Here is a 25,195-nt window from a genome sequence, read left to right as displayed (position 1 = left end):
CGTTCTGGTCGCCCGTTCATTGGTCGCCACCGAACTCCCGGTCCCCGCCGAGCCGCGACGCCTGCGGCCCGGCCTGGTCCTGGTACTTCGAGCCGCGGTCGCTCCCGTAGGGGCGTTCCGCGGGGGATTTCAGCTCCGTGAACGTCAGCTGTGAGACGCGCATTCCGGGAGAGAGCGCGACGGGCGCGCGTCCGAGGTTCGACAGTTCGAGCGTTATCTGCCCGCGGTAGCCGGGGTCACAGAGCCCGGCGGTCGCGTGGACGACGACCGCCAGCCGGCCGAGCGACGAGCGCCCCTCGACGTGGGCGATGAGGTCGTCGGGTATCTCGACGCGCTCGACGGTGGTGCCGAGCACGAAGTCGCCGGGGTGGAGCACGTAGTCGTCGCCCTCCGGGACCGTCGTCTCCTCGACGTACTCCTCGGTTTCGGCCTCCTCGTTCGGGTGGATACACGGGATGTTCGCGTGCTGGAACTCCAGGAACTCCGCGCCCAGCCGGAGGTCCACGCTCGCCGGCTGTATCTGGATGTCCGGGTCGGCGAGCGGCTCGATACCGAGGTCACCCGCCTCCAGCCGCCGGCGGATGTCCGCGTCCGAGAGTATCATACCGGTGTCGCGGCCGACTGGGGCATAAGTCGGGCGGTCGCGCGGGGTCGGTTCGCCTTTGGCCCCTCGCGTCCTCGCCCCCGTATGAAACAGGCCATCGTCGTCCGCACGGACATCGGGATGGGAAAGGGAAAACTCGCCGCGCAGGCCGCCCACGCCTCGCTGAAGGCGTACGAGAGCGCCCACACGAAGACGCAGTCCGAGTGGAAACAGGGCGGGCAGAAGAAGGTCGTCCTGAAGGTGTCGAGCGAGCGCGAGATACACGAACTCGCGGACAAAGCGCGCCGCGAGGGGCTGCCGAACGCCGTCATCAGCGACGCGGGCCACACCCAGCTCGAACCGGGGACGGTCACCGCGCTCGCGGTCGGGCCGGGCGAGGAGAACCTCGTGGACCGCGTGACTGGCGACCTCTCGCTGCTCTAGCGCTAGTAGCCGCGCCGGTACTGCCGCGGGACGGGCAGTTCCTCGTCCAGCGCGTCGGCGGCGGTGAGCGCGAACTGCGGGTCGCGCAGGTGTTCGCGCGCGAGCAGGGTCACGTCGGCCCGGCCGTTGCGGACGACCTCCTCCGCGCCCTCGGGGGTCGTGATGCCGCCGACCGCGCCGACGGCGCACTCCTTCCCGTCGAGCGCCTCGGTCACCCGCTCCGCGAGCGGCGTCTGGTAGTGCGGCCCGGCGTGGGGTATCTCCTGGTCGGGGTGGATGCCGCCCGCCGAGATGTCGAGCAGGTCCGCGCCGTCGTCCGCGAGCAGCGGCGCGAGCCGCGCCGTGTCGTCTATCGTCCACCCGTCCTCGCCCATCCAGTCGGTCGCCGACAGCCGAACGAGCACGGGCTTGTCGTCGGGCCACACGTCGCGCACCTCGCGGGTCACCTCGCGGAGCAGGCGCGTCCGGCCGGAGAAGCCGCCGCCGTACTCGTCGTCGCGGGTGTTCGTCACCGGCGAGTAGAACTCGTGGAGGAGGTAGCCGTGCGCGCCGTGGACCTCCGCGGCGTCGAAGCCGGCGTCGAGCGAGCGCTCCGCGGCCTCGCGGAACGCGGTCTTCACCCGCTCGATGCCGTCGGCGTCGAGCGGCTCCACGTCGAGCGCGTCGTCGGTCGGGTACGGCTCCGCCGTCGGGCCGACCGGCGTCCAGCCGTGTTCGTTCTGCACCGTGGTCCCCTTGTCGCGGTCGCTCGGCCGGTACGTCGAGGCCTTCCGGCCCGCGTGTGCCAGCTGGATACACGACGTGGCGCCCTGACCGTTCACGAACGAGACGGTGTCGCGGAGCGCGTCCGCGTGCTCGTCCGACCAGATGCCGAGGTCCTGCGGGGAGATGCGCCCGCGCGGCTCGACGGCCGTCGCCTCCGTGACGACGAGGCCCGCGCCGCCCGCGGCGCGCGCCCCGAGGTGGACGTGGTGCCAGTCCGTCGCCAGTCCGTCGCGCGCCTCACAGGAGTACTGACACATCGGGGAGACGGCGACGCGGTTGCGAAGCGTCGTGTCGCGCAGGTCGAGTTCGTCGAAGAGTCCGGGCATTACCCGTGCCACGCGGGTCCGCGGCAAATGGTCGCCGGTCGCCCGCGGCGTTGCCGGTAGTCGGACCCCGCGGCTTTTCCCCCCGCGTCGCCCACTCGCGGTATGGAGTTCGAGCGCGTCCGCGACCGCGACGACGTGGAGTACCTCGCGGAGACGACGACGGACGAGGACGGCACGTGGGCGTACTTCGCGGGAATCGACGGCCTCGTGGCCGTCGGCGTCACGAACGACGACGGCGCGGTCCTGCTGATGGAGTCGGCGCACGGCTGGCGGCTCCCGTACGGTCCCGTCGAGGAGGGGGAGGACCCGCTCGCCGTCGCGCGCCGCATCGCGGGGACGCTCACCGGCGTCGAGGTCGAGGACGCGGACTTCGAGCGCGTCACGGAGTTCACCCGCGAGCACGCGACGACGGGCGAGACGACGACGAGCTTCGACGCCGTCGTCCGCGTCGCCCCCGTCGCCGGGGAGCCGACGGCCGGGAACCCCGACTTCGAGCCGTGGGAGGACCTCGTCGTGGGGTGGTTCGCGGAGGTACCGGACGAGGCGTACCACGAGCACGGGAGCGCCGTCTCGGACGTAGAACGCTTCCTCTGACCCTCAGCCGACCTGCGCCTGCCACTCGCGCACGCGGTCGGCGGAGACGCCCTGTACCTCGCCGGCGACGCCGTCGGGGTCCGCGCCGCTGAGGTCGTCGAGGCTCTCGATGCCGGCCTGCGCGAGCTTCTCGGCGGTCTTCGCGCCGACGCCGTCGAGGTCCTCTATCTCGCTCGCGGCCTGCCGCTCGCGGTACTCCTCGTAGTTGCAGATGGGACAGCCGAGCTCCCACGGGTCGTCGTCGTCCTCGCCGTCGCGGACGACGAGTTCGGGCAGGTCGTGCTCGTCGCAGCGCACGTCCGTCACCTCAATGTCGCCCCGGCGGGGGAGCGGCAGCGAGTAGTCGCAGTCCGGGTAGCGCGTACAGCCGACGAGCCGCGAGCCGGACCGGAGCTGTTTGATGGCGAGTTCGCCGCCTTCGACGGCTTCGCCGTCTCCGTTCGCGGCGCTCCCCGCCGCGCCGTCCCCGCACTCGGGACACGCGCCGATGACGCGGTCCTCGGCCGCGTCGGCCTCGTCGGCCTTGCACAGCGGACAGCCGTGGACGAACGTCGAGCGCCCGGCGAGCATCTTCACGTGGCGCAGGCCGTGCTCCTCGCACGTCTCGTCGATGACGGTCGGCTCGCCCTGGCTCGGGAGCGGGAGGGTGTACGTGCAGTCGGGGTAGCCGTCACAGCCGACGAAGTAGGAGCCGCGCCGCGAGCGCCGCACGAGCAGGTCCTCGCCGCAGTCGGGACAGGGGCCGAGCGTCCGGTCGGCCTTCAGCGACTCCTTCAGGAAGTCGCCGACCTCGTCGCGGTGTTCGTGGAGGTCCTCGAAGACGGCCTCGAGCATCTCGCGGGACTCGTCGGTCACCTCCTCCAGCGACTTCTCGCCGTTCGCGATGGCGTCCATGTCGCCCTCCAGCTGGGCGGTCATCCCCTCGTCGACGATGCGGTCCGCGAACCGCTCCGCCGCCTCCACGACGGCCATCGCCAGCCCGGTCGGGCGCGGCGGGTCCTCCTCGACGTAGCCGCGGTCGTAGAGCTTCTGGATGGTCTCGTGGCGGGTCGCCTTCGTCCCGATGCCCATCTTCTCCATCGTCTCGATGAGCCGCGACTGGCCGCGCCGGCGGGGCGGCTGGGTCTCCTTCGCCTCCATGCGCGGGTCGAACAGGCCGAGTTCCTCCCCCTCCTCGACCTCGGGGACGTAGTTCTCCGTGCTCCCGACGTAGGGGTAGACGGCGTGGTAGCCCGCCTCGACGAGCCGCTTGCCGTTCGCCTTCAGCGAGCAGTCGTTCGCCGCCGCGACGACGCGGAGGTGCGCCCACGTCGCCGGCTCCGCGCAGGTGGCGAGGAAGCGGCGCACGACGAGTTCGTATATCTCCCACTCGTCCTCCGAGAGGTCCTGTCGGCCCGGTATCTCGCCGGTCGGGTGGATGGGCGGGTGGTCGGTGGTCTCGTTGTCGCCGGCCGTCGGCTCGATGTCGTCCTGCTCGAGCAACGACGCGGCGTCCTCGCCGAACGCACCCGTGTCGGCGAACGTCGCGAGCAGTTCCTCGGGGTCGAGGTCCTCGGGGTAGACGGTGTTGTCCGTCCGCGGGTACGTTATCCACCCCGTCGTGTACAGCTCCTCGGCGATGGACATGGCGCGCTGGGCGGAGTAGCCGAGCGACCCGGCCGCGCGGATGTACTGGGTCGTGTTGAACGGCGCCGGCGGGTCGTCGGTGCGGGTGCGCCGGCGGACGGACTCGACGGTCGCCGCGTCCGCCCCCCGGAGCTTCTCGTACGCGGTCTCGGCCTCGTCCTCGTCCCAGACGCGCTCGTTCTCCGTACCGTCGTCGCCCTCGTAGAAGTACTGCGCCTCGAACCGCTCGTCCTCGTCGTCACCCTGTTGGAGGTCCGCGAACAGCTCCCAGTAGTCGTCGGGGTCGAACGCCCGTATCTCCCGCTCGCGGTCCACGATGAGCTTCAGCGTCGGGGACTGCACCCGGCCGACGGAGATGAAGTCGTTGCCGAGCTGGCCCGCCGTCAGCGAGAGGTAGCGCGTGAGCGCCGCGCCCCACACGAGGTCGATTATCTGGCGGGCCTCGCCCGCGGCCGCGAGGTCGAAGTCGAGGTCGTCCGGCGCCGCGAAGGCGTTCTTCACCTCCCGCTCCGTGATGGAGGAGAAGCGGACGCGCTTGATGGGGATGTCCGCGACCGCGTCGATGAGTTCGTACGCCTCCTTGCCGATGAGTTCGCCCTCGCGGTCGTAGTCGGTCGCGATGACGGCGCTGTCCGCCTCCCCGGCGAGGCTCTGGAGCGTCGAGACGATGTTCTCCTTCGTCGCGTTCTTGACGACCGACGCGCCCGCGAGTTCCACCGGCTCCACGTCCCGCCAGTCGTTGTACTCCGGGGGGAAGTCCACGCCGACGACGTGGCCCGAGAGGCCCACGCAGCGTTTGTCGCCCCACCGATAGACGTTGACGCCGTTGCGCCGGTCCGCGCCCGCGCCGCCGTCCGAGAGGATGTCCGCGATGCGTCTCGCGGCGTTGTCCTTCTCGGTGACGATGAGTTCCATTGGGAGGTTCTAGTTCCACCCCGGAATTAAACGCTTCGCCGCCGGGAACCGCCGCAAGGCGCGCCCGTGCGGCCGCTCGCGCTCGACCGTGAGCGCGCCCTCGCGCGGACGCGCGGAGGTGTCCGTTCTGGGAGGATTTCCGGGGGCGCGCGCTGACCGCGCGGCGTGCGCGGTCAGCGACGTGCGAGGGACGACGGCGCGACCGCAGGGAGCGACGGAGTCGGTTGGGGAGGCGTGTGGGCGGTACGGTCGCGGTGCTGTAGCTCATGGAACCGCGCGAGCAGGGCGTTCTCGTCGCCACTGTGTGGAACGAGGGAAAGCAGGGTGTTCTCGTCGCCACTGTGTGGGACGACCGAAGCACACACCCGCGGCTCACGAGCGCGGAAAGAAAGCCGAAAAGCGACGACCGTTACTCGAAGTGCTCGGCGTACAGCTCCTGTGCGTGCTCGATGGCGTCGTAGGCGGCCTGCCGGTCCTCGAACCCCTGCGTCTCGACCTCCTTGCCCGCCTCGAGGTTCTTGTACGTCTCGAAGAACTCGGCGATCTCGTCGAGCTCCTGCTGCGGGACGTCGCCGAGGTCCTCGATGTGGTCGAAGCGCGGGTCCTCGCTCGGCACGGCGATGACCTTGTCGTCCTGTTCGCCGTCGTCGTCCATCTTCATCAGCGCGACCGGGCGGGCCTCGATGACACAGCCGGGGAACGTCGCGTCCTCGACGAGCACGAGCACGTCGAAGGGGTCCTCGTCGTCGTAGTACGACTGCGGGATGAAGCCGTAGTCGGAGGGGTAGTGGACGTTCGAGTGGAGCACGCGGTCGAGGACGACGCCGGGGATGTCCTTGTCGTACTCGTACTTGTTGCGCTCGCCCTTCAGACACTCCACCACGGCGTATATCTCCTCGGGGGCGTTCGGGCCCGTCTCGAGGTCTTCCCAGAGGTTCACCATTACCGGCGGTGGGTCCGGCCCCGAAAAACCGCTTTCGGTACGCGGCGAGCGGCGATATGCTCTAGCGCTTCTTCCGGGGTGCTACCGAAAGTCTCTAAGTATTATCCACGCTATCGCGAGTACACGACGCTTCGTGGATGTGCGCGGCCGAGTAGATGTTCGCGAAGTGTTAAATACGCACACAGCGTGAGTACCACTATGTCAGAGGCACAATCGGTTTCGGGCACGCCGGGCATCGCCAGCGAACTGACCGCCTTCCAACGGAATATCCTGACCATCCTCGCGGAGGAGGCGCGCTACGGGCTCGCCATCAAGCGCGAGCTGGAGGAGTACTACGGGACGGAGGTGAACCACGGCCGTCTGTACCCCAACCTCGACGACCTCGTCGAGCTGGGGCTCGTCGAGAAGAGCGAGCTCGACAAGCGGACGAACCAGTACGAGCTGACCGAGGCGGGCGAAGGTGCCCTCCTCGCCCAGTTCGAGTGGGAGTTCGCCAAGTTCGTCGCGACCGGCGACCGGGCGAGCGCGCTCGCCGACCTCGTCGCGGAGTAGGCCGGCGGACGGGACTGGGCACCCCGCACCGTCGCCGAACAGCTACTCCCCGAGCGGCCGCGCCGTCACTCCCCGGCGTGCTCGCGCGTCAGTTCGACCGATTCCTCGACCGCCTCGCGCTGGTCGTCGCTGGGCCACGCGTTGCGCGGGAAGTACTCCTCGACGAACTCGCGGCGCTCCGCGGGCGTCAGCTCCTCGACGCGCTTCGCGTAGTGATTGCCGGCGAAGTCCGCGAGCGAGCGGGCGTTCGCGCCGTGGACCTCGCCGTGTTCGGCCACGACGGCCTCCGCGGCCGCGCGGTTGTGCTCGTCCACGGCGGCCCACTCGTCGGCGTCGCCCGTGCCCGACAGCTCGATCTCCACGCCCTCCTCCACGTCCACGCGCTCTATGACGACCTCGCCGTCCTCCAGCCAGTCGGCCGGGTGGAGCACGAGCGTGTCGTCGCGGTCGTCCGACCGCACGCGGGCCGTGTAGCCGTGCTCCGCGAGCAGGTCGTCGCGCCGCTCGCGGTGGGCCGCCGCCTCGTTCGGGTCGACCGCCGTGCGCGCCAGCCGCGTCAGCCGTTCCGCGTCGTCGATAACGTCGTCAGGAATCATCGAGTGCGTCGTTCGCCAGGTTGTCGGCGCGCTCGTTTATCTCCCGCGGAACGTGTTCGAGCGTCCACGCGTCGAAGCGGTCGAGCAGTTCCCGGACGCGGACCCGACACTCGCGGAGGTCCGGGTCGTTCGTGTTCCACTCGCCGCGCACCTGCTTGACGATGAGCTGTGAGTCGCCGCGGACGTGGACCTCGTCGAAGCCGTGGTCCGCGGCCACCTCCAGCGCGCGGACGAGCGCCTCGTACTCCGCGCGGTTGTTCGTCGCGCGACCGATGCGCTCGCCGCCCTCCGCGACGATGCCGTCGCCGGTGACGACGGCGTAGCCGACGGCCGAGGGGCCCGGATTGCCGCGACAGGCGCCGTCGAAGTAGACGTGCGCGCGCCCGCCGCCCCCGCGCAGGAGGCCGACGAGGCGGTTCGGGTCGCTCCCCTGGACGACGACCTTCCCGTCGTAGGCGACGGCCGTCGCGCCCGCGTGGGTCGCGCGCCACCGCTCGTGGTCCGTGTTCCCGGCTTCGACGGCCACGCCGGCGGCTTCGAGCCTGTCGCGGGCCTCGTCGGGGTCGCAGTCGATGACCGGCACGTCCCTCCCTTCCCGGCCGTCGCCGTTACGGTTTCGGACCGCCCTCGCCCTCCCGAGTGCTATATAAACGCCGCGCCCTCGGTCGGTTCGCGACGTGTCGGACACGGGCACGTCCGTCGGTTTCGCCGCCCGTTCCACGTACGTATCCCCGCACTTTTATACACGATGTTAGTGTCGTACGAGACGGGATGACACGGCCTAGCCGCCAGCGCCAGCGAGAGACCGACACGGTAGGGGAGAGCGAGGACGAGCGGCAGACCGGCTGTCCGGACTGCGGTGCCGACGCGCTCGTCCAGTCGGGGGACCACGAGACGGTGTGTGACGACTGCGGACTCGTCGTCGACGAGTCGAGCATCGACCGCGGGCCGGAGTGGCGCGCGTTCAACCACTCGGAGCGCCAGTCGAAGTCCCGCGTCGGTGCCCCGACGACGAAGACGATGCACGACAAGGGGCTGACGACGCAGATCGACTGGAAGAACCAGGACGCGTACGGCCGCTCCATCAGTTCGGAGAAGCGGTCGCAGATGCACCGCCTGCGGAAGTGGCAGGAGCGCATCCGCACGAAGGACGCCGGTGAACGCAATCTGCAGTTCGCGCTCTCGGAGATCGACCGGATGAGTTCCGCGCTGGGCGTGCCGCGCTCGGTGCGGGAGGTCGCCTCGGTCATCTACCGACGTGCGCTCAAGGAGGACCTCATCCGGGGGCGCTCCATCGAGGGCGTGGCGACCGCGACCCTCTACGCCGCCTGTCGGAAGGAGGGGATTCCGCGCTCGCTGGAGGAGATATCCGACGTGTCGCGCGTCGAGCGCAAGGAGATCGGCCGGACGTACCGCTACGTCTCGCAGGAACTCTCCCTGGAGATGGAGCCGGTGGACCCCAAGAAGTACGTCCCCCGGTTCTGCTCGTCGCTGGACGCGGGCGGCGAGGTGCGCGCGAAGGCCAACGAGATAATCGAGGTCACGGCGGAGAAGGGCCTGCTGTCGGGCAAGTCGCCGACGGGCTACGCCGCCGCCGCCATCTACGCGGCATCGCTTTTGTGCAACGAGAAGAAGACCCAGCGCGAGGTCGCCGACGTCGCGCAGGTGACCGAGGTCACCATCCGCAACCGCTATCAGGAGCAGATAGAGGCGATGGAGCTGTACTGAGCCGGTCGTCGGGTCGATTCGTACCTCCCCGCGGTCGGCTCCTCCCCCCGCCCCCGCGGGCCGTTCTCGAACCACTCTTTACGCGCCGCGCGGAGTCGCGAGTATGGCGAAACAGCCGCATCTGCTGGTCGAGGAGGGCGACGTGAACGACATCGCGCTGGTGCCGGGCGACCCCGGCCGCGTGGACCGCATCGCGAAGCAGTGCGAGAACGTCGAGGAGGTCGCGGCCAACCGCGAGTACAAGGTCGTCAACGCCACCTACGAGGGGCGCGACCTGACCATCTGCTCGACGGGCATCGGCTGTCCGTCGGCGGCCATCGCCGTCGAGGAACTCGCGCGCGTCGGCGTGGAGACGTTCGTCCGGGTGGGCACCATCGGCGGCCTGCAGGAGCACGTCGAGATCGGCGACATGGTCGTCGCCACCGGCGCGGCGAAGGAGGAGGGGACCTCGAAGCGGTACGAGTCGGCCACGTATCCGGCGGTGCCGGACTACGACACCCTCACGGCGCTCGTCGAGGCCGCCGAACACAACGACGAGGCGGTCCACGTCGGCCCCATCGTCTCGGACGACGCCTTCTACAACGAGTCCGACGAGTACGTCGCCGACTGGAACGAGGCCGGCCTGCTCGCCATCGAGATGGAGGCCGCGACGGTGTTCTCGCTCGCGCGCCGGCGCGGCCTCGCCGCGGGGGCCATCTGTACGGTGGACGGGAACCTCGTCGCCGGCACCCAGAAGGGCGCCGACTCGGACGAGGAACTCCCGGAGAAGGCGAAGAACAACGTCGAGCGCGCCATCACCATCGCGCTCGACGCCGCGACCGACCTGTAGCGTTATCCCGTCGCCGGCTGTCGGGGCGGCATGGACGTTCCCGACGCCCGGCTGTTCGCGTACTGTCTGCTCGCGGCGACGGTCGCGCTCGTCGGAGGTGCGGCGCTCGACGCCCTCTCGGGTGCGGGCGCGCTCCTCCTGCTCCCCGCCGCGGTGCTCGTCCTCGCCGCGCTCGTCTTCCTCGACGGCTACCTAGCCTGAGTGCATCGCGGCGAGCACGTCGACCTCCTCGATGGTCGGCTCGCCGTCCAGGAGGTCGTCCTCGTCGGCCATGAGTGCGGCCGCTATCTCCCCTTCGAGGTGGGCCTGTCGGCCCGCCTGGTCCGGGAAGGTGTCGAAGATGCCGAAGCTCGACTCGTCGAACCGGAGCGCGAACCACGTCGTCATCCCCGGCTCCTCGCGGGCCATCGAGAGCGCGTCCGTGAGGAAGCCGGCCAGGGCCTCCTCCTTCCCCTCGTTCGCCTCGAACCGTGCCAACAGCGCGTACTCGGAGTCGGACATCGCGTGAAAGGAGGGCCGCGTCGCGTATCAATCCCGCCCGGCTGTGCGCGCGAGCGGGCCGGAGGCGGCCGCGTTTGCCGTCTCCCGCCGCCGAGCGTCAGGGCTTTGCCCGGCGGCGGAGTACGCCCGCCGATGCCGGGGCTCCGCGACCGCTGGCGCGCCGCGCTCGCCCGCGTCCGGCGGGTCGAGCGGCGCGAACTCGCCGAGTTCCGCGCGTGGCTGGAGACGACGCGCAACCTCGTCCACCTCACCGGCCTCGTCGCGGTGCCCGTCCTCGTCGCCGCCGTGACGGCCGTCTCGAACGCCGTCGCCCTGCTCCCGTTCGTCCTGTTCCCGCCCATCGCGTCGGGGACGTTCACGCTGTTCTCGGACCCGGAGGGCCGGTACGCCGACCCGCGCACCTTCGTCGGCGGGCTGACGACCGGCGCGCTGTGCGGCGCGGCGGCGGAGATGACTGCCGTCGCGACTGGGCTGGTCGCGCCCACCGCCGGGGTGCTCGACCGCGTCTCGCCGCTCGCGGCCGGCCTCGCCGTCCTGCTCACGGGTGCGGCGACGTGGGCGCTCGCCGTCGAGGAGCCGGCGGCGTTCTCGACGGCCCTGCTCGCGCTGGTCGTCCCGACGACCGGGTCGGGCTACCTCGAATCGCTCGGCCTGTACGTCCTGTTCACCGCGCTCGCGAGCGTCGCCGTGGCGAGCGCGTTCGTGCTGTGGCGCGACAACGTCTACGAGCGGCGCGCGGACATCCTCTACCGCTCGACGGAGGGGGGCCGTCGGGTCCTCGTCCCGATGCGCGACGCCGCCGACGGGGCGACGGCGCTGCTCGCGGGAGCGCTCGCGGCCGCGGGCGGGACGGGCACCGTGGTCCTGCTCGACACCGTCGAGACGGCGGCCCTGGCCACGGCCGAGCGGGAACTCCTCGCCGGGGAGGCGTCGAGCGCCCGCGCCGCGCCCGCCCCCGACGCGGACGACGACCGGGCCGAGCGCCGGGTCGCCGCGCCGAGCGCCGCCCGGATGGAGGGGGTCGCCGCCCGCGTCGAGGCCCGCACCGACGCGACCTGCGAGGTGGTCGTCGCCAGCGGCGACTCGCCCGCGGGCGTCGCGCTGCGGGCCGCCCGCGAGACGAACTGCGACCTGATAGCCGCGCGCTACGAGTCCGCCGACGGCGCGGTGACGCCGTTCGTCGCCGAACTGTTCCGCGGCGACACGGACGTGCTCGCGCACCGCTCGACCGACCGCGAGGCGTGGCCGACCGTGCTCGTCCCCGTGCGGCGCGCCAGCGACGTGGCCCACGCGATGCTGGAGTTCGCCGTCCGCCTCGCGGAACCGGGGGGGCGTCACGGTCGCCACCTGTATCGGGCCGAGCGGCGACCGGCGGCGCGCCGAGTCGATGCTCGCCGACCTCGCGGAGACGTGTCCGGGGGGGCGTGGAGACGCGCGTCTCCCGGCTGGAGATAGAGCCGTTCCTGGAGCGGGCCGCGCCCCACTTCGACCTCGTGTTCATGGGGGCGTCGCGCGACCGCTCGGCCGCCTCGCGGCTGCTCTCGCCGCCGACGTTCGAGCGACTGGACGACCTCGACGCGGACGTGGCCGTCGTGGACCGGAACGTACGGTACTGACGGGCAGGAAAGAGAACCGCGCGCGCGGTTACTGGAAGCCGATCTTCCCGGAGCCGGTGGTCCGGTCGATGCCGGAGGAGCCGCCCTTGAACTGCTCCTCGATGCCCTCGTAGTAGTCGCGGATGTCCTCGTTGATGGTCGGGCGGACGCTCTCCAGCGCCTGCCGGAAGTGGCGCATCTCGACGTGGTCGGCGTCGTCGTCCTCGCGCAGCGCCTCGATGGCGGCCTCGCGCGCGATGGACTCGAGGTCGGAGCCGACGTAGCCGTCGGTTATCTCCGCGAGTTCGCGGAGGCTCACGTCCGGCGACAGCGGCATCCCCTCGGTGTGGATGTGGAGTATCTGCTCGCGGCCCTCGATGCCGGGTTCGCCGATCATCACCAGCCGGTCGAACCGGCCCGAGCGGATGAGCGCCGGGTCGATCATGTCCGGGCGGTTCGTCGCGCCGATGACCATCACGTCGCCCATCTCCTCCAGGCCGTCGAGTTCGGTCAGCAGTTGGTTGACGACGCGCTCGCTCACGTTCGAGCCGACGTCGCCGCCGCGGCCGGGCGCGAGCGAGTCCAGCTCGTCGAAGAAGATGACCGTCGGGGCCACCTGCCGGGCCTTGCGGAACGTCTGGCGGATGGCCTTCTCCGACTCGCCGACCCACTTCGAGAGGAGCTGCGGCCCCCGGACGGAGATGAAGTTCGCGTTCGTCTCGTTGGCGACGGCCTTCGCCATCAGCGTCTTGCCGGTGCCGGGCGGCCCGTAGAGGAGAACGCCGCTTGGCGGCTCGATACCGAAGCGGTCGAACTTCTCGGGCGAGGTGAGCGGCCACTCGACGGCCTCCTGCACCTGCCCCTTCGCGTCGTCCAGCCCGCCCACGTCGTCCCACGACATCTTCGGCAGCTCGACGAGCACCTCCCGCATCGCCGAGGGGCTGACCTCGTTGAGCGCGCCGCGGAAGTCCTGTCGCTTGATTATCATCCGGTCGATGAGGCTCGGCGGGATGTCCTCCTCGTCGAGGTCTATCTCGGGGAGGTACCGGCGGAGCGCCTTCATCGCGGACTCCTTCGTCAGCGACTCGATGTCCGCGCCGACGAAGCCGTGCGTCTCGTCGGCGAGGTGGTCGAGGCTCACGTCGTCCGACAGCGGCATCCCGCGGGTGTGTATCTGGAGTATCTCCTTGCGCCCGGTCTCGTCCGGGACGCCGATCTCTATCTCGCGGTCGAACCGGCCCGGCCGCCGGAGCGCGGGGTCCACCGAGTCGACGCGGTTCGTCGCCGCGATGACGATGACCTGTCCGCGCGATTCGAGCCCGTCCATCATCGTCAGGAGCTGGGCGACGACGCGCCGCTCAACCTCGCCGGTGACGTCCTCGCGTTTCGGCGCGATGGAGTCGAGTTCGTCGATGAAGATGATGGAGGGCGACTCCTCGGTGGCGTCCTCGAATATCTCCCGGAGCTGCTGTTCGGACTCGCCGTAGTACTTCGAGATGATTTCCGGGCCCGCGATGGAGAAGAAGCTCGCGGACGTCTCGTTGGCGACGGCCTTCGCCAGCAGCGTCTTCCCCGTGCCGGGCGGACCGTGGAGGAGGACACCCTGCGGCGGCTCGATGCCGAGCTTCTTGAATATCTGCGGGTGTTTCATCGGGAGTTCGACCATCTCCCGGACGCGCTGTATCTCGTCGGAGAGGCCGCCGATGTCCTCGTAGGTGATGCCGCCGCCCGTCTTCTCGAACCCGGAGATGGGCTCCTCGCGCAGCTCCACCTCGGTGTCCTCGGTGACGAGACAGACGCCGTCGGGCTCGGTTTCGACGGCGATGAGCGGAATCGCCTGTCCCGGCGACCGCATGAAGGGGTGGTTCGTCGAGGACATCACGGGGACGATGTCGTGCTCGACGACGGGGCGCTTCAGTATCTGGCGCTTCACCATGCCGGCGGCGTCGGAGCCGAACTGCACGGACGCCTCCTCCGGCGGCGCGAGCACGAGCTTCTCGGCCTTCGTCGCCTCGGCCTTGCGGATGGTGACGCGCTCGCCGATGCCGACGTCGGCGTTCTGCCGCGTGAAGCCGTCGATGCGGACGGTGTCCGTGTTCCAGTCCTGCCGGTCCGCGCGCCACACCTTCGCCGCGGTGGTGTCCGCGCCCTCTATCTCGATGATGTCGCCCGGCGACAGCTTCAGGTGCAGAAGCGTGTCCGGGTCGAGGCGGGCGATGCCGCGACCCGAGTCGTTCGGGTACGCCTTCGCCACCTCAAGTTGAACCTCGTTCATTGGCGTGGTATCTGTTCTCAGTCGGGTCGCGCCGGAGATAGGCTTTATGCTCGGACGACCCCAGCCGCCCCGAAACGGTTATGTGTGATAGGGCATGACACACTCGGTTCCCGAACGCTTTTTCGCCGCTCGCGTCCGCTCCCGAGTATGCGAACGCTCGCCTTCGACGGCCGGACCGGCGCGGCCGGCGACATGCTCCTGGGCGCGCTCCTCGCGGCCGGCGCGGACCGCGACGCCCTCGCCCCCGTCGAGGACGCGCTCCCGGTCGCCTACCGCGTCTCGCGGGCCGACAAGCGCGGCATCACGGCCACGAGCGTGGACGTGGTGTTGACCGAGAACGAGGAGGGAGAGGAGAACGGGAGCGAGAACGAGGACGCCGACGAGCAGGACCTCCCGTCGCTGGACAAGGCCGGAGGGCACGCCCACGGCCACGGGGGAGACCACGCGCAGGGAGATGACCACTCGCACGGCCACGCCCACGACGGCCACGACCACTCGCACACGCACGACCACGGCCCCGATGGCCACACCCACGCGGAGGGCCACGGGGTCACGCGCACCTACCCCGAGGTGGTCGCGCTCGTGGAGTCGATGGGGCTGCCCGACGCCGTCGAGGCGAACGCGCTGGACGCGTTCCGACGGCTGGGCGAGGCCGAGGCCGCGGTCCACGGGACCGACCTCGCCGACACCGCGTTCCACGAGGTCGGCGCGGACGACGCCGTCGCCGACATCGTCGGCGCGATGCTGCTGCTCCGTGACCTCGACCCCGACCGGGTCGTCACGACGCCCGTGTTCGCGGGCGGCGGCGAGGTGTCGATGGCACACGGGACGTACCCGGTTCCCGCGCCCGCGGTCGTGAACGTCGCCGAAGGGGCGGACTGGGACCTCCGCGGGGGCCCCGTGGAGCGCGAACTGCTCACCCCGACCGGGGCGGCGATACTCGCGGCGGTCGCCGAGGGAGTCCCCGAGTTCCCGTCGATGCGCGTCGCGGCGTCGGGGTACGGCGCGGGGAGCGCGGACCTCGGCGACCGGCCGAACGTGGTGCGCGCGACGCTCGGCGACGCGTCGGGCGGCCTCGTCCGCGACGAGATACGGGTGCTCGAAACGAACCTCGACGACGCCGCGCCCGAGGTGCTGGGGAGCCTCCAGCGGTCGCTCGCCGAGGCGGGCGCCCGCGACGTGACCGTCGTCCCCACGACGATGAAGAAGTCCCGCCCCGGCCACCTCGTGAAGGTCATCGTGAAGCCCGAGGACGTGGCCGCCGTCGCCCGCCGGCTGGCCGAGGAGACGGGAACGCTCGGGGTGCGCGAGACGGGCGCGGGCCACCGCTGGGTGGCCGAGCGCGCGTTCGAGACGGCCGAACTCGAGGTCGCGGGGGAGACGCACGCGGTGACGGTGAAGGTGGCGAGCGACGCGGACGGCGCGGTGTACGACGTGAGCGCGGAGTTCGACGAGGCGGACGCGGTGGCCGCCGAGACGGGCCTCCCGGTCAGGGAGGTCATGCGCCGCGCCGAGGACGCGGTTCGCTAGTCCTCGCGGTGTTCGGCCAGCGCCTCCTCGACGGTGAGTTCGCCCGCGGCGACCCGTCGCGCGAGGGCCTCGGAGATGGTGCGGCCGTCCTCGCTGCGCTCGCGCGAGCGGTTCTTGATGGCCTGGAGTTCCCCCGGCGTCGGCTCGATATCCCGGGAGTCGACGCGTTCGCCCGACAGCCGCGCGATGTTGACCGCCGCGAGCACGTCGCCCATGCCGCGCGCGCCGGTGCCGAGGTACGGCGTCGTCCCCGTCTCGTCGACGAGTTCGACCGGCACGTCGGGGAGCGCGTCGATGACCTTCGCGCCCTGCAGGCGCGCGCCGTCGCCGATGCGCACCAGCGGGTCCGGCGCGTCCGCCACCTCCTCGCGGACGGTCGCGGCGGCGTCGGCGAGGGGAACGTGGAACGCGGCGACGACGGTGTCGCCGACGAGCACCGCGACGCCGGGCCGGTCACCGGGGTCCACGCCGACGACGGTGCGGCCCGACCCGCCGCGGAGGAGCGCGAGCGCCTCCTCGACGGCCGCCCGGGGGTCATCGGGGTCGGCCCGGACGACGGGCACGTCCTCCGGAACCGCGTCGTCCGGGCCGGCGAGGACGGCGTCGCAGTCGGGGAGGTCGTCGCCCGGCTCGACGGTGGTGAAGGCGACCCCGCGGTCGCGTAGCTCGCCGACGAGGCCGTGGTACAGCGCGAAGTCCTCCGTGGCGACGACTAACACGCCGGCCCGTTCGCCCCGGCGAGCATAAAGCGCGCGGGATGCGGGGGGTTTTCACCGACGACGGCGAAGCCCGCGTGTGAGCGAGCCGATTCCGACGGGCTGTTCGACGGTCGACGAGCTGCTGGGCGGGGGGTTCGAGCGCGGCGCGGTGACCCAGGTGTACGGGCCGCCCGCGGCGGGCAAGACGAACCTCGCGCTCGCGGCGGCCGTCGCCGTCGCGGCCCGCGGCGACCGCGCGCTCTACATCGACACGGAGGGGCTGTCGGTGGACCGGTTCGAGCAGCTCGCGGCGGCCCGCGCCGGCGACGACCGGACGGTGGAGGACATCGCGAGCCGGGTCATCGTCACGGACGCGCTCGACTTCGCCGAGCAGGAGGAGGCGGTCCGCGACGCCGCCGAGTTCGCCGAGAACGTCGAACTCGTGGTGCTCGACTCCGCGACCGGGTTCTACCGGCTGGAGCGCGACGGCGACGACGCGGGCGCGGCGCTGCGGAAGGTCGCCCGGCAGGTGACCCACCTGCTGTCGCTCGCGCGGAAACACGACCTCGCGGTCGTGCTGACGAACCAGGTGTTCACGGACCCCGACAGCGAGAGCGACCGCGTGCGCCCGCTCGGCGGCAACACCCTCAACCACTGGTGCGGGGTCGTGCTCCGCGTCGAGCGGTTCCGCGGTGGCAACCGCCGGGCCACGCTGGAAAAGCACCGCTCGAAGCCGGCGGGCGACAGCGCCCGGTTCCGCATCACGGGCGACGGACTCGCGGGCGTCGAGGAGTAGTTTTCTCACGCGGCGAAACTGCTGGCGACATTATATGTACGTCCCGCCGACACGACTCTCCGGGGGAGACGATGACGGAAGACAACAGCGCCGACGGGACGCACACCGTCGCGCAGGGGGATGTCGAGGTGACGCGCCGGCTAGAGACGGACGGCCGCGCGCTCATCGGACACGTACAGCTACGCTCGACGGCCGGCGGCCCGACCGTCGTGGAACTGGTCGACCCGGTACCCGACGACGTGACGGTCGAGTCCGCGGCGTTCGACCCGGACGCGGGTCCGGACGACGGTACGGCCGGCACGGAGTCGATACGGGTCGAACACGAGGTGGGGGAGGACACGGCGCGGGTCGTGTACGGGCTCATGCTCGCGGAACCGGCCGACACGGCGGGCTTCGAGCCGCCGCGGGTGGTCCGCACGCGACCCGTCGAACCCCCCGTCACCGACGGCGGCGCGACGGACGGGGACGGGACGGCGACGCTCTCGCTCGGCGACGACGGGACGGGGGAGGGAGGTACCGGGCCCGACGACGATACGGGCGGCGAGGGACCCGACGCGGACGGCGGGGGTACGAGCGACGACGGGAGCGAGGGCCCGCCCGCGACGGGCCCGACCATCGACGCGGACCTGCCGGCCGGCGACGACTCGGACCCGGAGACGGGGGAGAGCGGGTCGGACGACACGGACCCCGCGACGGCCGACGACGGCGCCGCCGGGGAGGCCTCTCGGAGCGTCTCGGTCCGGGTGGACCGACTGAGCGCCCGCGTCGAGGAGTTCGCGGCCTACGCCGAGGCGATGGAGTCGTTCATCGACGAGCGGGGAACGGCCGGGGAGTTCGCGGCGCGGGTCGAGGGACGCGTCGACGACGCCGAGGCGGACGTGGCGACGCTTCGCGAGACGCTCGAGGCCGAGACGACCGCGCTCCGCGAGGACGTGGCCGCGATGGAGACGGAGGTGGCGGACCTGCGCGCTGAGACGGAGGAGATGCGCGCCGAGGTGTCGTCGCTCGGCGACGAGGTAGCCGAGATGCGCGAACTCCGCGAGACGCTGGCGACGGCGTTCGACGGCTAGAAGATGTTCGCCTGCTGGTAGACGGAGATGCCCTCGCCGGTTATCTCGTAGGGCTTCGTCTCGCGGGAGTGGTTCGCGTTGCGTATCTTCTGTATCTCCACCGCGAGGCGCGTCTCCTGGAACTCCGAGCGGACGTACTGGAGGACGAACACCGCGTCGGTGAGGTACTCGATGATGCCGTGTCTGGAGGCGTAGGGGTTCCCCTCGCTGGCCTCGGAGGTGAGCATCGTCGAGACGCCGGCGCGCTTCAGCGCCTTCGTGAAGTCGAACACCTCGGTGCGGCGCTCGGCCTGGTCGTCGTACATCATCTCAAGCAGGGAGACGGAGTCGAGCACCAGCCGTTCGGCCCCGAAGTCGTCGACGAGGCGCGGCAGGTCGCTCCGGATGGAGGACAGCGAGTTCGCCATCTCGATGGGGTCGAGGTCCACGATGACGAGGCGGTCCTCCTCGACGTACTCCTCGAACGGCCACCCCTTCTCCGAGGCGGCGTCGAGGATGGCCTGTTCCGTCTCCTCAAGCGTGATGTAGACGGCGCGCTCGCCGTCCTGGATGCCGCGGTGGAGGAACTGGAGGCCGAACGTCGTCTTGCCGGTCCCTGCCGACCCCATCACGACCATCAGCGAGCGCTCCGGCACGCCGCCCTGTATCATCTCGTCGAGGCCCTCGACGCCCGTGTCGATGCGCGGGATGTCCGTCTCGTACTCCTCGTCGAACTCGTCGCCACCCCCGCCCGCGTCGAAGGCGGCCCCGAAGTCGTCGTCGAACAGCGAGTCGTCGTCGCCGCCCGCGAACGGGTCCTCCGCGTCCGCGTCGCCCCCGAAGGGGTCGTCGCCGTCGTCGCCGAACGCCGCCTCCTCGTCGAAGGCCCCGTCGTCGTCGTCCGCGAACGGGTCCTCGTCGTCCGTGCCGTCGCTCTCGTCCCCGAAGGCGTCCTCCCCGTCGTCCTCGTCGCTGATGCCCGACTCGAACCAGTCGTCCGAGTCCTCCTCGTCGCTCACGACGGGAACCCCTCCGCACCGGTCATGCACCCGCATAGCGATGCAAGGGAGATAAGTGTGCCCGTGGACGGCGTCGTGACGCTTATTCGCCCGCCCGTCGAAGCGGCGACGAATGCACGTGGGTATCGTCGCGCAGCGCGACAACGAGCGGGCGGCGTCGCTGGCCGCCGACGTGGGCGCGGCGCTGGACGCGACCGTGTCGTTCGACACCGAGACGGCCGGCGCGCTCGGCGTCGACGGCGTCGCGCCGACGGCGATGACCGACTGCGACCTCGTCGTCTCCATCGGCGGCGACGGCACGTTCCTCTACACCGCCCGCAGCGTCGGCGCGACGCCCGTGATGGGCGTCAACCTCGGCGAGGTCGGCTTCCTCAACGCGACGGCGCCCGACGACGCCGTCGGGGCGGTCGTCGAGACCGCGACGGCCATCCGCGAGGGGACGGCCGCCTACCGCGAGATGGCGCAGGTGGCGGCGGCCGGCGAGGGGGTCGACCTCCCGCCGGCGCTCAACGAGGTGGCCGTGCTCGGGCCACAGCGGGGCCACGGCAACGGCCTCGACGTCGAGGTGTTCGTGGACGGCGACACGTACTCGGCGGGGCGTGCGGACGGCGTCATCGTCGCCACCCCGACCGGGTCGTCGGCGTACAACCTCTCGGAGGGCGGGCCGCTCGTCCATCCGGACGCCGACGCGCTCGTCCTCACCGAGATGTGCGCCGACGGGGCGATGCCCCCGCTCGTCGTCGACCCCGACGCCGGGATACGGGTCCGCGCCGACGGCCCCGACCGGGTCCACGTCGTCGCCGACGGCCGCACCAGCGAGACCGTCGACCCGCCCGCGGAGTTCCGGTTGGGTCGCGCCGACCGGCCGGTCCGGGTGGCCGGGCCGGACCTCGATTTCGTCGCGGCGCTCGCGAAACTGGAATAGGCGAACGAACGGGGGAGAGAAACCGATTTACGCCGCCCGACCCTGATTCGGGCGATGAGCGAACAACTCCCGGACGTACAGGCGAGTCGTCCGGACGTGAGCGTCGGCCTCAACCGGGTCGGCGTCACAGGGGTGGAGAAACTGGTGAAGATAGAGCGGCGCGACGACCGACCCATCGTCCTGATGGCCGAGTTCGAGGCGTACGTGGACCTCCCGAAGTGGCGCAAGGGTATCGACATGTCGCGCAACATGGAGGTCGTGGACGAGATACTGGAGGAGGCCGTCTCCGAGCCGGCCTACCGCGTCGAGGACGTCTGCGGCGACGTGGCCGAGCGCCTGCTCGACAAGCACGACTACACCTCCCGCGCCGAGGTGCGCATGGAGGCCGAGTACGTCATCCGCGAGCGCACGCCCGCCTCCGACCGGCAGACGCAGGCGACGGCGGACATCATCGCCGCCGCCACCGCCGACGAGGACGGCACGCGCGAGGAAATCGGCTGTCACGTCGTCGGGATGACGGTCTGTCCCTGCTCGCAGGGGATGAGCGAGGCTCGCGCCCGCGAGACCCTCCGCCAGCTCGACGTCGAGGAGGGCGTCATCGAGGAGTTCCTCGACGAGGTGCCCCAGCCGGGCCACAGCCAGCGCGGCCACGCCACGCTCACCGTCGAGACGGCGGGCGCGCCGGACGTGGAGCTTCACGACCTCATCGACATCGCGCGCGACTCCATGTCGGCGCGCATCTACAACTACGCGAAGCGGCCCGACGAGGACTACATGACGTACCAGTCGCACGCCGACGCGAAGTTCGTCGAGGACTGCGTCCGCGCGCTCGCCGAGCAGTCCGTCGAGCGGCTGGACCTCCCGGACGAGGCGGTCCTCACGATGAAGCAGTCGAACGACGAGTCCATCCACCAGCACAACGCCCACGCCGAGCGCGTCGCCGAGTTCGGCCGGCTCCGCGAGGAGCTGAACGGGAGCTAGAGCACCAGCGGTTCCGCCTCGGCCCACCGCGGCTCGAACGGCTCGCGGACCGACGCCGCGAACGCCCGGTCCTTCAGGTCGATGACGCCGAACGTCTCCTCGCGGTCGAGCGGGTGCGGGACCTCGACCACGGTCTCGACGCCGTCCACGAGCGTGAACGTCCCCGACAGCTCCGCGACCGTCCGCACCTCGAAGCGGTCGTGGGCCGCGAGCGCCTTCCGGTAGCGTCGCCCGATCTCCTCGGGCAGCGTCGGCACCAGCTCCCGGCGCATCAGCAGCTTCACCGTCGCGCCGCGCTCGACGGCGCCGACGAGCTCGTCCAGTATCTCCGTCCCGTAGCGGTCGATGTCGAACAGCTGTGGCGTGTACGCGGAGAGGCACATCACGACGGAGTCGTCGGCCGCGGCGACCCGCTCGACGAGCAGTTCGGCCGTCTCGTCGCCGCCGACGGCCGCCGTCCAGAACGTCTCCTCCGGCGGGTCGGCCGACTCCAGTTCCCCCTGGAGCTCCGAGACTATCTCCTCGTACTGGGTGCGCTTCGCCTCCAGTTCGCGCTTCTTGTCGTCGAGCAGGCGGTCGAGGGCGGTGTTCGGCTCGACGGCCGCGTACTTCTTCGGCCGGCTGGCGGTCTGTGAACGCACGAGGTCGTACTGTTCGAGGCTGTTCAACACGTCGTAGATGCGCCCCATCGGCACGTCGCTGTCGCGCGACAACTCCTTCGCCGTTGTCGCCCCGCTGTCGAGCAGCGCGCGGTAGGTGCGTTCCTCGTACTCGGAGAGCCCGAGGTCGCGGAGGTCGGCCATTTCGTTCCCATGCGCGTGCCCGGTACAAAAACACGTCGCACGTTTACCCGCCGGGGGAGTTTCCTACTCGCCGATGACGTCCTCGGGGCGGGCCTCGGCGGCCCGCGCCATCAGGTCGTCGGGGGTCGAGGCGGGCGCGGAGCGGTGGTCGCCCCGGACGACGACGGCCTCCTCGCGGTCGCCGGGGACGACGACCTTCTCGTGGTCGGCGACGCGCCACGCCGCGCGGTGGAGGTCGGTGCCGGCCGGCGGCGTCTCCACGACGAGCGGGTCGTAGACGGCACGGGCACAGACGGCCCCGTAGCCGGCCACCTCCGCGCCCATCCGCGGGTACGCCCCGGCGAACGCGCCGAGCGCGTCGGTCGCGGCCTCGCGATAGCGGTCCTCGCCCGCGAGCGCCGCGAGGTCGAGCAGGGCGTCCGCCGCCTCGACGTTCGCGTCGAGCGGGCGGAGCGGGCGGTCGAGCAGGCCGACGCCCTCGGCCGGCCCGTCGAGGAAGGCGCCGTCGTCCGCCTGGAGGCCGAGCAGCGAGTCGGCCACGTCGCGCGCGGCGTCGAGGTAGCGGTCCTCGCCGGTCGCCTGTACGCCCGCCGTCAGGCCGAGCAGGACCCGCGCCGTGTCGAGCAGGAGGCCGGATTCGGCGTCCTCGCCGTCGAAGTGCGTCACCTCGCCGTCCGCGACGAGCGTGTCGAGCACGCGGTCGGTCGCGCGCTCGGCGTACCGGGTCGCGCGTTCGTCGTCGGTGTACGCGCCGAAGCGGAACAGCGCGTCCGCAGCGAGTCCGTTCCGGTCGGCGTAGACCGTGTCGTCGACGACCGGCGGCTCCGCGCTCTCGCGGGCGGAGGGGGCCATCGTGTAGTAGTCGCCGCCGGCCTGCGACCCGGCGAAGGCGTCGCCCGTCCAGAGGTCGTTCGTGAGGTACTCGACGGTGCCCTCGGCGGTCTCGCGGTAGGCGTCCTCGCCGGTGTGGAGGTAGCCGGTGGCGAACGCGCGCACGAGCGCGGCGTTCTCGTCCAGCAGTTTCTCGCGGTGGAGTTCGCCGCCCCAGTTGCGGTTCGTCGCGTAGCGGTAGAAGCCGCCGTCGTAGGTGTCGTACAGGTGGGTCCGGACCGCGTCGAGGGTCCGGGCCGCGCGGTCGGTGTCGCGCTTGGCCGCGAACTCGACCGTCCGGGGGAGCGGGAACTTCGCGTCCGTCCCCCACCCGCCGAACTCCTCGTCGAAGGCCGCGGCGACCTGCTCGACGAAGTGCGCCTCGATGTCGGCGGTGACGGGGCCGGCCGGCGGGTCGGGGTCGCGCAGGGCCCGGGGCACGCGGCCCGCCTCGGCCCCCTTCGCGTCCCACGTCTCGCGGACGGTGTCGATGGCCGAGCGCAGGCCGTCGGGCGTCATGTAGCCCGCCCCGGTGATGATACGGCCGCCGGGCGTACAGAACACCGTCGAGGGGAAGCCGCCCATGTTGTACCGCTCGCGGGCGCGGGGGTGTCGGTCCACATCGACGCGCACCGGGACGAACCCGTCCTTCAGGTGTCCGGCCAGCCGCGGGTCGGCGTAGGTCGTCCGGTCCATCTCGTCGCAGGCGACGCACCACGACGCCGACAGCGACAGCAGGAGGGGTTTGCCCGCGCGCTCGGCCTCGGCGAACGCCTCGGGGCCCCACTCGCGCCACTCCACGAGCGTGTCGTCTCGCATGGCCGCGCTTCGGCGCGCGCGCGGAAAGCGTCGGCGTTTCGGGCGTGACACAAGCGGTTTGTAACCGGGGCGTCTCGGGTCGCCCGTATGTCACAACAGCGACAGTCCTCCGACACCGGCGCGCGGGTCGCGGCCGGCGCGGCCTTCGTGTTCGGCGTGTTCGCCGTCGTGGGTATCGGCATCGGCCTCACCGGCTACATCATGATCGGCGAGCTCGGCGGCGACGGCGGGGGCGGACTGCTCTCCGGCATCGTCTCGCTGGTTGTCTACCTGTTCGCGGCGCTCGTCGGCCCGACGGTCGCCTGTCTCGCCTCCGTGCGCGCCGCGCCCTCCCTGCCCCGCTCGCTGTCCGTCGCGGGCGCGACGACCGGCGCGGCGAGCTTCGTCGGCTTCCTCGTGATGGTGACGGTCGCGCTCCTGCTGGTCGGCGCGGCCTCGTCCGGCGGCGACGGCGGCGGCACGGTCGACCTCGCGGAGAGCATCGGGACGCTGGTCCGGGCGGGGCTTCCCTCCGCCCTCGTCGCCGTCGTGGCGACGCTGTTCGTCCGGATGCTCGACTCGCCGGCCGCGTAGAGCGCAGGAGCCAAACGCCCAGGTCCCCTACGGGGGGTATGGTTTCGGTCGTCGACGCCGTCGGACTCCTCGTCATCCTCGGGGTGAACAGCCTCGCCGCGGCGCTCCTCACGCGCCTCTTCCGCGTCCGCCTCAACACCCAGTGGGGGGCCGTCCTCTACTCCGTCCTCCTCACGCCGCTCGTGTTGCTCGTCCTCGTGCTCGTGCTCGGCGGCGCGGGGCTGGGCCCGGACCTCGGCGGGGCCGCGGCGGTCATCGGCATCACCATCCTCCTGCCGCTCGCGATGGGGATGGCGTTCGACTACTTCTGGCAGCCGGCGCCCGAAGAGGTCGAACTGCCGGACCGACGCGGGACCTGACGCGCGTCCCGACCCTCGCGGGACGAGACGCCGACACGCCCCGGACCCGTCGGGTCCGCGCGAACACTCATACGCCCGGGAGCAGTACGGAACGGTAGCCACCCGTGGTCACGCTCGTCTGGGGTCCCGGCAGCGGACGGGTCATCGGCGGCGTGAGCCTCGTCGCGCTCGCCCTCGGAGTCCTCATCGTCGCCTCCGGGACGACTGGCTTCCGGCTCCCGGAGTGGGTGTACTTCCTGTTGCTCTGGGTCGGGACGTTCGGCGGCGCGACGGCGAACGGCTACCGTGACGGCGGTGTCGCCGCGAGCTGTCTCGCCGCCGGCATCGGGGTCCTCCCGATGGCGCTCGCGTTCGCCCCGAGCGGCCCGCCCGCGGTTCGCCCGACGGCCGTCGACCTGCTCGTGAAAGCCGTCGGCGCGACCGTCCTCGTCGGCATCGTCGTCGGGGGGTTCTCGCACGCCGTCGGGCTCGGGGCCCGTCGGCTCCGTTCCGAGTGACCGC

General features: G+C 71.4%; 28 protein-coding genes. 16 read left to right on the top strand and 12 right to left on the bottom strand.

Going from position 1 to position 25,195, the window contains the following annotated elements; translation table 11 throughout:
- Nucleotides 1–16: 16 nt before the first annotated feature.
- A complete protein-coding gene (gene dcd / locus P2T37_RS03830) occupies nucleotides 17–604 on the bottom strand; it encodes a dCTP deaminase (RefSeq protein WP_276235447.1) in 588 nt (195 codons plus the stop codon).
- An 84-nt stretch (nucleotides 605–688) separates the two neighbouring features.
- Between dcd and pth2 the strand changes: the two genes are divergently transcribed.
- Entirely contained in the window at nucleotides 689–1,027 is a 339-nt protein-coding gene (pth2, locus tag P2T37_RS03825) for a peptidyl-tRNA hydrolase Pth2 (protein WP_276235446.1), read from the top strand.
- Between the two features lie 2 nt (nucleotides 1,028–1,029).
- On the opposite strand, the gene P2T37_RS03820 is transcribed toward pth2, so the two are convergent.
- Nucleotides 1,030–2,118 (bottom strand): NADH:flavin oxidoreductase/NADH oxidase, encoded by a 1,089-nt coding sequence (locus P2T37_RS03820; protein ID WP_276235445.1) that lies wholly within the window; start codon nucleotides 2,116–2,118, stop codon nucleotides 1,030–1,032.
- A gap of 102 nt (nucleotides 2,119–2,220) precedes the next feature.
- On the opposite strand from P2T37_RS03820, the gene P2T37_RS03815 reads away from it, so the two are divergent.
- Nucleotides 2,221–2,712, top strand: a complete 492-nt coding sequence (locus P2T37_RS03815) for an NUDIX domain-containing protein (RefSeq protein WP_276235444.1) — start codon at nucleotides 2,221–2,223, stop codon at nucleotides 2,710–2,712.
- A 3-nt stretch (nucleotides 2,713–2,715) separates the two neighbouring features.
- Here the strand turns inward: P2T37_RS03815 and P2T37_RS03810 are convergent, their stop codons facing one another.
- Together P2T37_RS03810 and P2T37_RS03805 are read right to left on the bottom strand one after the other, a co-directional pair.
- Complete coding sequence (locus P2T37_RS03810; RefSeq protein WP_276235443.1) at nucleotides 2,716–5,253, bottom strand: DNA topoisomerase I; 2,538 nt, start codon at nucleotides 5,251–5,253, stop codon at nucleotides 2,716–2,718.
- 409 nt (nucleotides 5,254–5,662) lie between these two features.
- Nucleotides 5,663–6,196: an inorganic diphosphatase gene (locus P2T37_RS03805; protein WP_276235442.1), complete on the bottom strand. Its 534-nt coding sequence runs from the start codon at nucleotides 6,194–6,196 to the stop codon at nucleotides 5,663–5,665.
- A 198-nt stretch (nucleotides 6,197–6,394) separates the two neighbouring features.
- Here P2T37_RS03805 and P2T37_RS03800 point away from each other — a divergent pair, with 198 nt between their 5' ends.
- A complete protein-coding gene (locus P2T37_RS03800) occupies nucleotides 6,395–6,748 on the top strand; it encodes a PadR family transcriptional regulator (protein ID WP_276235441.1) in 354 nt (117 codons plus the stop codon).
- A 65-nt stretch (nucleotides 6,749–6,813) separates the two neighbouring features.
- Here P2T37_RS03800 and P2T37_RS03795 read toward each other — a convergent pair whose 3' ends face one another.
- Together P2T37_RS03795 and rnhA are read right to left on the bottom strand one after the other, a co-directional pair.
- Nucleotides 6,814–7,344, bottom strand: coding sequence for a DUF7108 family protein (locus tag P2T37_RS03795; RefSeq protein ID WP_276235440.1), 531 nt, complete (start codon nucleotides 7,342–7,344; stop codon nucleotides 6,814–6,816).
- Nucleotides 7,334–7,927 (bottom strand): ribonuclease HI, encoded by a 594-nt coding sequence (gene rnhA, locus P2T37_RS03790; protein WP_276235438.1) that lies wholly within the window; start codon nucleotides 7,925–7,927, stop codon nucleotides 7,334–7,336. Before rnhA ends, P2T37_RS03795 begins: the two co-directional genes overlap by 11 nt.
- Before the next feature lie 188 nt (nucleotides 7,928–8,115).
- Here rnhA and P2T37_RS03785 point away from each other — a divergent pair, with 188 nt between their 5' ends.
- The 3 genes from P2T37_RS03785 (at nucleotide 8,116) to P2T37_RS03775 (ending at nucleotide 10,102) form a co-directional block, all read left to right on the top strand.
- Nucleotides 8,116–9,072, top strand: coding sequence for a transcription initiation factor IIB (locus tag P2T37_RS03785; protein WP_276235437.1), 957 nt, complete (start codon nucleotides 8,116–8,118; stop codon nucleotides 9,070–9,072).
- A gap of 103 nt (nucleotides 9,073–9,175) precedes the next feature.
- A complete protein-coding gene (locus P2T37_RS03780) occupies nucleotides 9,176–9,901 on the top strand; it encodes a nucleoside phosphorylase (protein WP_276235435.1) in 726 nt (241 codons plus the stop codon).
- A 30-nt stretch (nucleotides 9,902–9,931) separates the two neighbouring features.
- A complete protein-coding gene (locus P2T37_RS03775; protein ID WP_276235434.1) occupies nucleotides 9,932–10,102 on the top strand; it encodes a hypothetical protein in 171 nt (56 codons plus the stop codon).
- On the opposite strand, the gene P2T37_RS03770 is transcribed toward P2T37_RS03775, so the two are convergent.
- A complete protein-coding gene (locus tag P2T37_RS03770) occupies nucleotides 10,094–10,402 on the bottom strand; it encodes a putative quinol monooxygenase (protein ID WP_276235433.1) in 309 nt (102 codons plus the stop codon). The two genes, P2T37_RS03775 and P2T37_RS03770, sit on opposite strands and share 9 nt — an antisense overlap.
- A 132-nt stretch (nucleotides 10,403–10,534) precedes the next feature.
- On the opposite strand from P2T37_RS03770, the gene P2T37_RS03765 reads away from it, so the two are divergent.
- A complete protein-coding gene (locus P2T37_RS03765; protein WP_337250418.1) occupies nucleotides 10,535–11,857 on the top strand; it encodes an HPP family protein in 1,323 nt (440 codons plus the stop codon).
- Complete coding sequence (locus P2T37_RS15420; protein WP_337250417.1) at nucleotides 11,827–12,018, top strand: hypothetical protein; 192 nt, start codon at nucleotides 11,827–11,829, stop codon at nucleotides 12,016–12,018. Before P2T37_RS03765 ends, P2T37_RS15420 begins: the two co-directional genes overlap by 31 nt.
- Nucleotides 12,019–12,046: 28 nt before the next feature.
- Here P2T37_RS15420 and P2T37_RS03760 read toward each other — a convergent pair whose 3' ends face one another.
- Entirely contained in the window at nucleotides 12,047–14,272 is a 2,226-nt protein-coding gene (locus P2T37_RS03760; RefSeq protein ID WP_276235432.1) for a CDC48 family AAA ATPase, read from the bottom strand.
- Nucleotides 14,273–14,419: 147 nt separating this feature from the next.
- Between P2T37_RS03760 and larC the strand changes: the two genes are divergently transcribed.
- Nucleotides 14,420–15,802, top strand: coding sequence for a nickel pincer cofactor biosynthesis protein LarC (gene larC, locus P2T37_RS03755; RefSeq protein WP_276235431.1), 1,383 nt, complete (start codon nucleotides 14,420–14,422; stop codon nucleotides 15,800–15,802).
- Here the strand turns inward: larC and P2T37_RS03750 are convergent.
- Entirely contained in the window at nucleotides 15,799–16,521 is a 723-nt protein-coding gene (locus P2T37_RS03750; protein WP_276235430.1) for a RuvC family protein, read from the bottom strand. The two genes, larC and P2T37_RS03750, sit on opposite strands and share 4 nt — an antisense overlap.
- A gap of 76 nt (nucleotides 16,522–16,597) precedes the next feature.
- Between P2T37_RS03750 and radB the strand changes: the two genes are divergently transcribed.
- Complete coding sequence (radB, locus tag P2T37_RS03745; protein ID WP_276235429.1) at nucleotides 16,598–17,296, top strand: DNA repair and recombination protein RadB; 699 nt, start codon at nucleotides 16,598–16,600, stop codon at nucleotides 17,294–17,296.
- Between the two features lie 71 nt (nucleotides 17,297–17,367).
- Complete coding sequence (locus P2T37_RS03740; protein WP_276235428.1) at nucleotides 17,368–18,366, top strand: hypothetical protein; 999 nt, start codon at nucleotides 17,368–17,370, stop codon at nucleotides 18,364–18,366.
- Here the strand turns inward: P2T37_RS03740 and P2T37_RS03735 are convergent.
- On the bottom strand, nucleotides 18,363–19,400 hold the full coding sequence (locus tag P2T37_RS03735) for a KaiC domain-containing protein (protein ID WP_276235427.1): 1,038 nt from the start codon (nucleotides 19,398–19,400) through the stop codon (nucleotides 18,363–18,365). The genes P2T37_RS03740 and P2T37_RS03735 overlap by 4 nt on opposite strands.
- Nucleotides 19,401–19,476: 76 nt before the next feature.
- On the opposite strand from P2T37_RS03735, the gene P2T37_RS03730 reads away from it, so the two are divergent.
- Entirely contained in the window at nucleotides 19,477–20,289 is an 813-nt protein-coding gene (locus P2T37_RS03730; RefSeq protein ID WP_276235426.1) for an NAD(+)/NADH kinase, read from the top strand.
- Between the two features lie 54 nt (nucleotides 20,290–20,343).
- Nucleotides 20,344–21,270 (top strand): GTP cyclohydrolase MptA, encoded by a 927-nt coding sequence (gene mptA / locus P2T37_RS03725; protein ID WP_276235425.1) that lies wholly within the window; start codon nucleotides 20,344–20,346, stop codon nucleotides 21,268–21,270.
- On the opposite strand, the gene P2T37_RS03720 is transcribed toward mptA, so the two are convergent.
- Together P2T37_RS03720 and P2T37_RS03715 are read right to left on the bottom strand one after the other, a co-directional pair.
- Entirely contained in the window at nucleotides 21,267–22,073 is an 807-nt protein-coding gene (locus tag P2T37_RS03720) for a TrmB family transcriptional regulator (protein ID WP_276235424.1), read from the bottom strand. The two genes, mptA and P2T37_RS03720, sit on opposite strands and share 4 nt — an antisense overlap.
- A gap of 63 nt (nucleotides 22,074–22,136) precedes the next feature.
- Nucleotides 22,137–23,762, bottom strand: coding sequence for a DUF255 domain-containing protein (locus P2T37_RS03715; RefSeq protein WP_276235423.1), 1,626 nt, complete (start codon nucleotides 23,760–23,762; stop codon nucleotides 22,137–22,139).
- 87 nt (nucleotides 23,763–23,849) lie between these two features.
- Here P2T37_RS03715 and P2T37_RS03710 point away from each other — a divergent pair, with 87 nt between their 5' ends.
- The 3 genes from P2T37_RS03710 to P2T37_RS03700 all read left to right on the top strand — a co-directional run bounded on the left by P2T37_RS03710 (nucleotide 23,850) and on the right by P2T37_RS03700 (nucleotide 25,191).
- Nucleotides 23,850–24,335 (top strand): hypothetical protein, encoded by a 486-nt coding sequence (locus P2T37_RS03710; protein WP_276235422.1) that lies wholly within the window; start codon nucleotides 23,850–23,852, stop codon nucleotides 24,333–24,335.
- Nucleotides 24,336–24,373: 38 nt separating this feature from the next.
- Entirely contained in the window at nucleotides 24,374–24,694 is a 321-nt protein-coding gene (locus P2T37_RS03705) for a DUF7991 family protein (RefSeq protein ID WP_276235421.1), read from the top strand.
- Between the two features lie 104 nt (nucleotides 24,695–24,798).
- Nucleotides 24,799–25,191 (top strand): hypothetical protein, encoded by a 393-nt coding sequence (locus P2T37_RS03700; RefSeq protein ID WP_276235420.1) that lies wholly within the window; start codon nucleotides 24,799–24,801, stop codon nucleotides 25,189–25,191.
- Nucleotides 25,192–25,195: the final 4 nt, after the last annotated feature.

The sequence above is a fragment of the Halosegnis marinus genome, from assembly GCF_029338355.1.
Taxonomy (GTDB): domain Archaea; phylum Halobacteriota; class Halobacteria; order Halobacteriales; family Haloarculaceae; genus Halosegnis; species Halosegnis marinus.
This window is presented reverse-complemented; position numbering and strand designations above follow the sequence as displayed.

Excerpts from the sequence above, each read along its gene's own strand:
- P2T37_RS03710 (WP_276235422.1), top strand. The coding sequence starts at position 23,850 with ATGTCACAACAGCGACAGTCCTCCGACACCGGCGCGCGGGTCGCGGCC.
- P2T37_RS03765 (WP_337250418.1), top strand. The coding sequence starts at position 10,535 with ATGCCGGGGCTCCGCGACCGCTGGCGCGCCGCGCTCGCCCGCGTCCGG.
- P2T37_RS03770 (WP_276235433.1), bottom strand. The coding sequence starts at position 10,402 with ATGTCCGACTCCGAGTACGCGCTGTTGGCACGGTTCGAGGCGAACGAG.
- larC (WP_276235431.1), top strand. The coding sequence starts at position 14,420 with ATGCGAACGCTCGCCTTCGACGGCCGGACCGGCGCGGCCGGCGACATG.
- P2T37_RS03805 (WP_276235442.1), bottom strand. The coding sequence starts at position 6,196 with ATGGTGAACCTCTGGGAAGACCTCGAGACGGGCCCGAACGCCCCCGAG.
- P2T37_RS03820 (WP_276235445.1), bottom strand. The coding sequence starts at position 2,118 with ATGCCCGGACTCTTCGACGAACTCGACCTGCGCGACACGACGCTTCGC.
- P2T37_RS03810 (WP_276235443.1), bottom strand. The coding sequence starts at position 5,253 with ATGGAACTCATCGTCACCGAGAAGGACAACGCCGCGAGACGCATCGCG.
- mptA (WP_276235425.1), top strand. The coding sequence starts at position 20,344 with ATGAGCGAACAACTCCCGGACGTACAGGCGAGTCGTCCGGACGTGAGC.
- P2T37_RS03800 (WP_276235441.1), top strand. The coding sequence starts at position 6,395 with ATGTCAGAGGCACAATCGGTTTCGGGCACGCCGGGCATCGCCAGCGAA.
- dcd (WP_276235447.1), bottom strand. The coding sequence starts at position 604 with ATGATACTCTCGGACGCGGACATCCGCCGGCGGCTGGAGGCGGGTGAC.
- P2T37_RS03760 (WP_276235432.1), bottom strand. The coding sequence starts at position 14,272 with ATGAACGAGGTTCAACTTGAGGTGGCGAAGGCGTACCCGAACGACTCG.
- P2T37_RS03780 (WP_276235435.1), top strand. The coding sequence starts at position 9,176 with ATGGCGAAACAGCCGCATCTGCTGGTCGAGGAGGGCGACGTGAACGAC.
- P2T37_RS03715 (WP_276235423.1), bottom strand. The coding sequence starts at position 23,762 with ATGCGAGACGACACGCTCGTGGAGTGGCGCGAGTGGGGCCCCGAGGCG.
- P2T37_RS03735 (WP_276235427.1), bottom strand. The coding sequence starts at position 19,400 with ATGCGGGTGCATGACCGGTGCGGAGGGGTTCCCGTCGTGAGCGACGAG.
- P2T37_RS03775 (WP_276235434.1), top strand. The coding sequence starts at position 9,932 with ATGGACGTTCCCGACGCCCGGCTGTTCGCGTACTGTCTGCTCGCGGCG.
- P2T37_RS03705 (WP_276235421.1), top strand. The coding sequence starts at position 24,374 with ATGGTTTCGGTCGTCGACGCCGTCGGACTCCTCGTCATCCTCGGGGTG.
- P2T37_RS03720 (WP_276235424.1), bottom strand. The coding sequence starts at position 22,073 with ATGGCCGACCTCCGCGACCTCGGGCTCTCCGAGTACGAGGAACGCACC.
- P2T37_RS03785 (WP_276235437.1), top strand. The coding sequence starts at position 8,116 with ATGACACGGCCTAGCCGCCAGCGCCAGCGAGAGACCGACACGGTAGGG.
- P2T37_RS03740 (WP_276235428.1), top strand. The coding sequence starts at position 17,368 with ATGACGGAAGACAACAGCGCCGACGGGACGCACACCGTCGCGCAGGGG.
- pth2 (WP_276235446.1), top strand. The coding sequence starts at position 689 with ATGAAACAGGCCATCGTCGTCCGCACGGACATCGGGATGGGAAAGGGA.
- P2T37_RS03730 (WP_276235426.1), top strand. The coding sequence starts at position 19,477 with ATGCACGTGGGTATCGTCGCGCAGCGCGACAACGAGCGGGCGGCGTCG.
- P2T37_RS03795 (WP_276235440.1), bottom strand. The coding sequence starts at position 7,344 with ATGATTCCTGACGACGTTATCGACGACGCGGAACGGCTGACGCGGCTG.
- P2T37_RS03815 (WP_276235444.1), top strand. The coding sequence starts at position 2,221 with ATGGAGTTCGAGCGCGTCCGCGACCGCGACGACGTGGAGTACCTCGCG.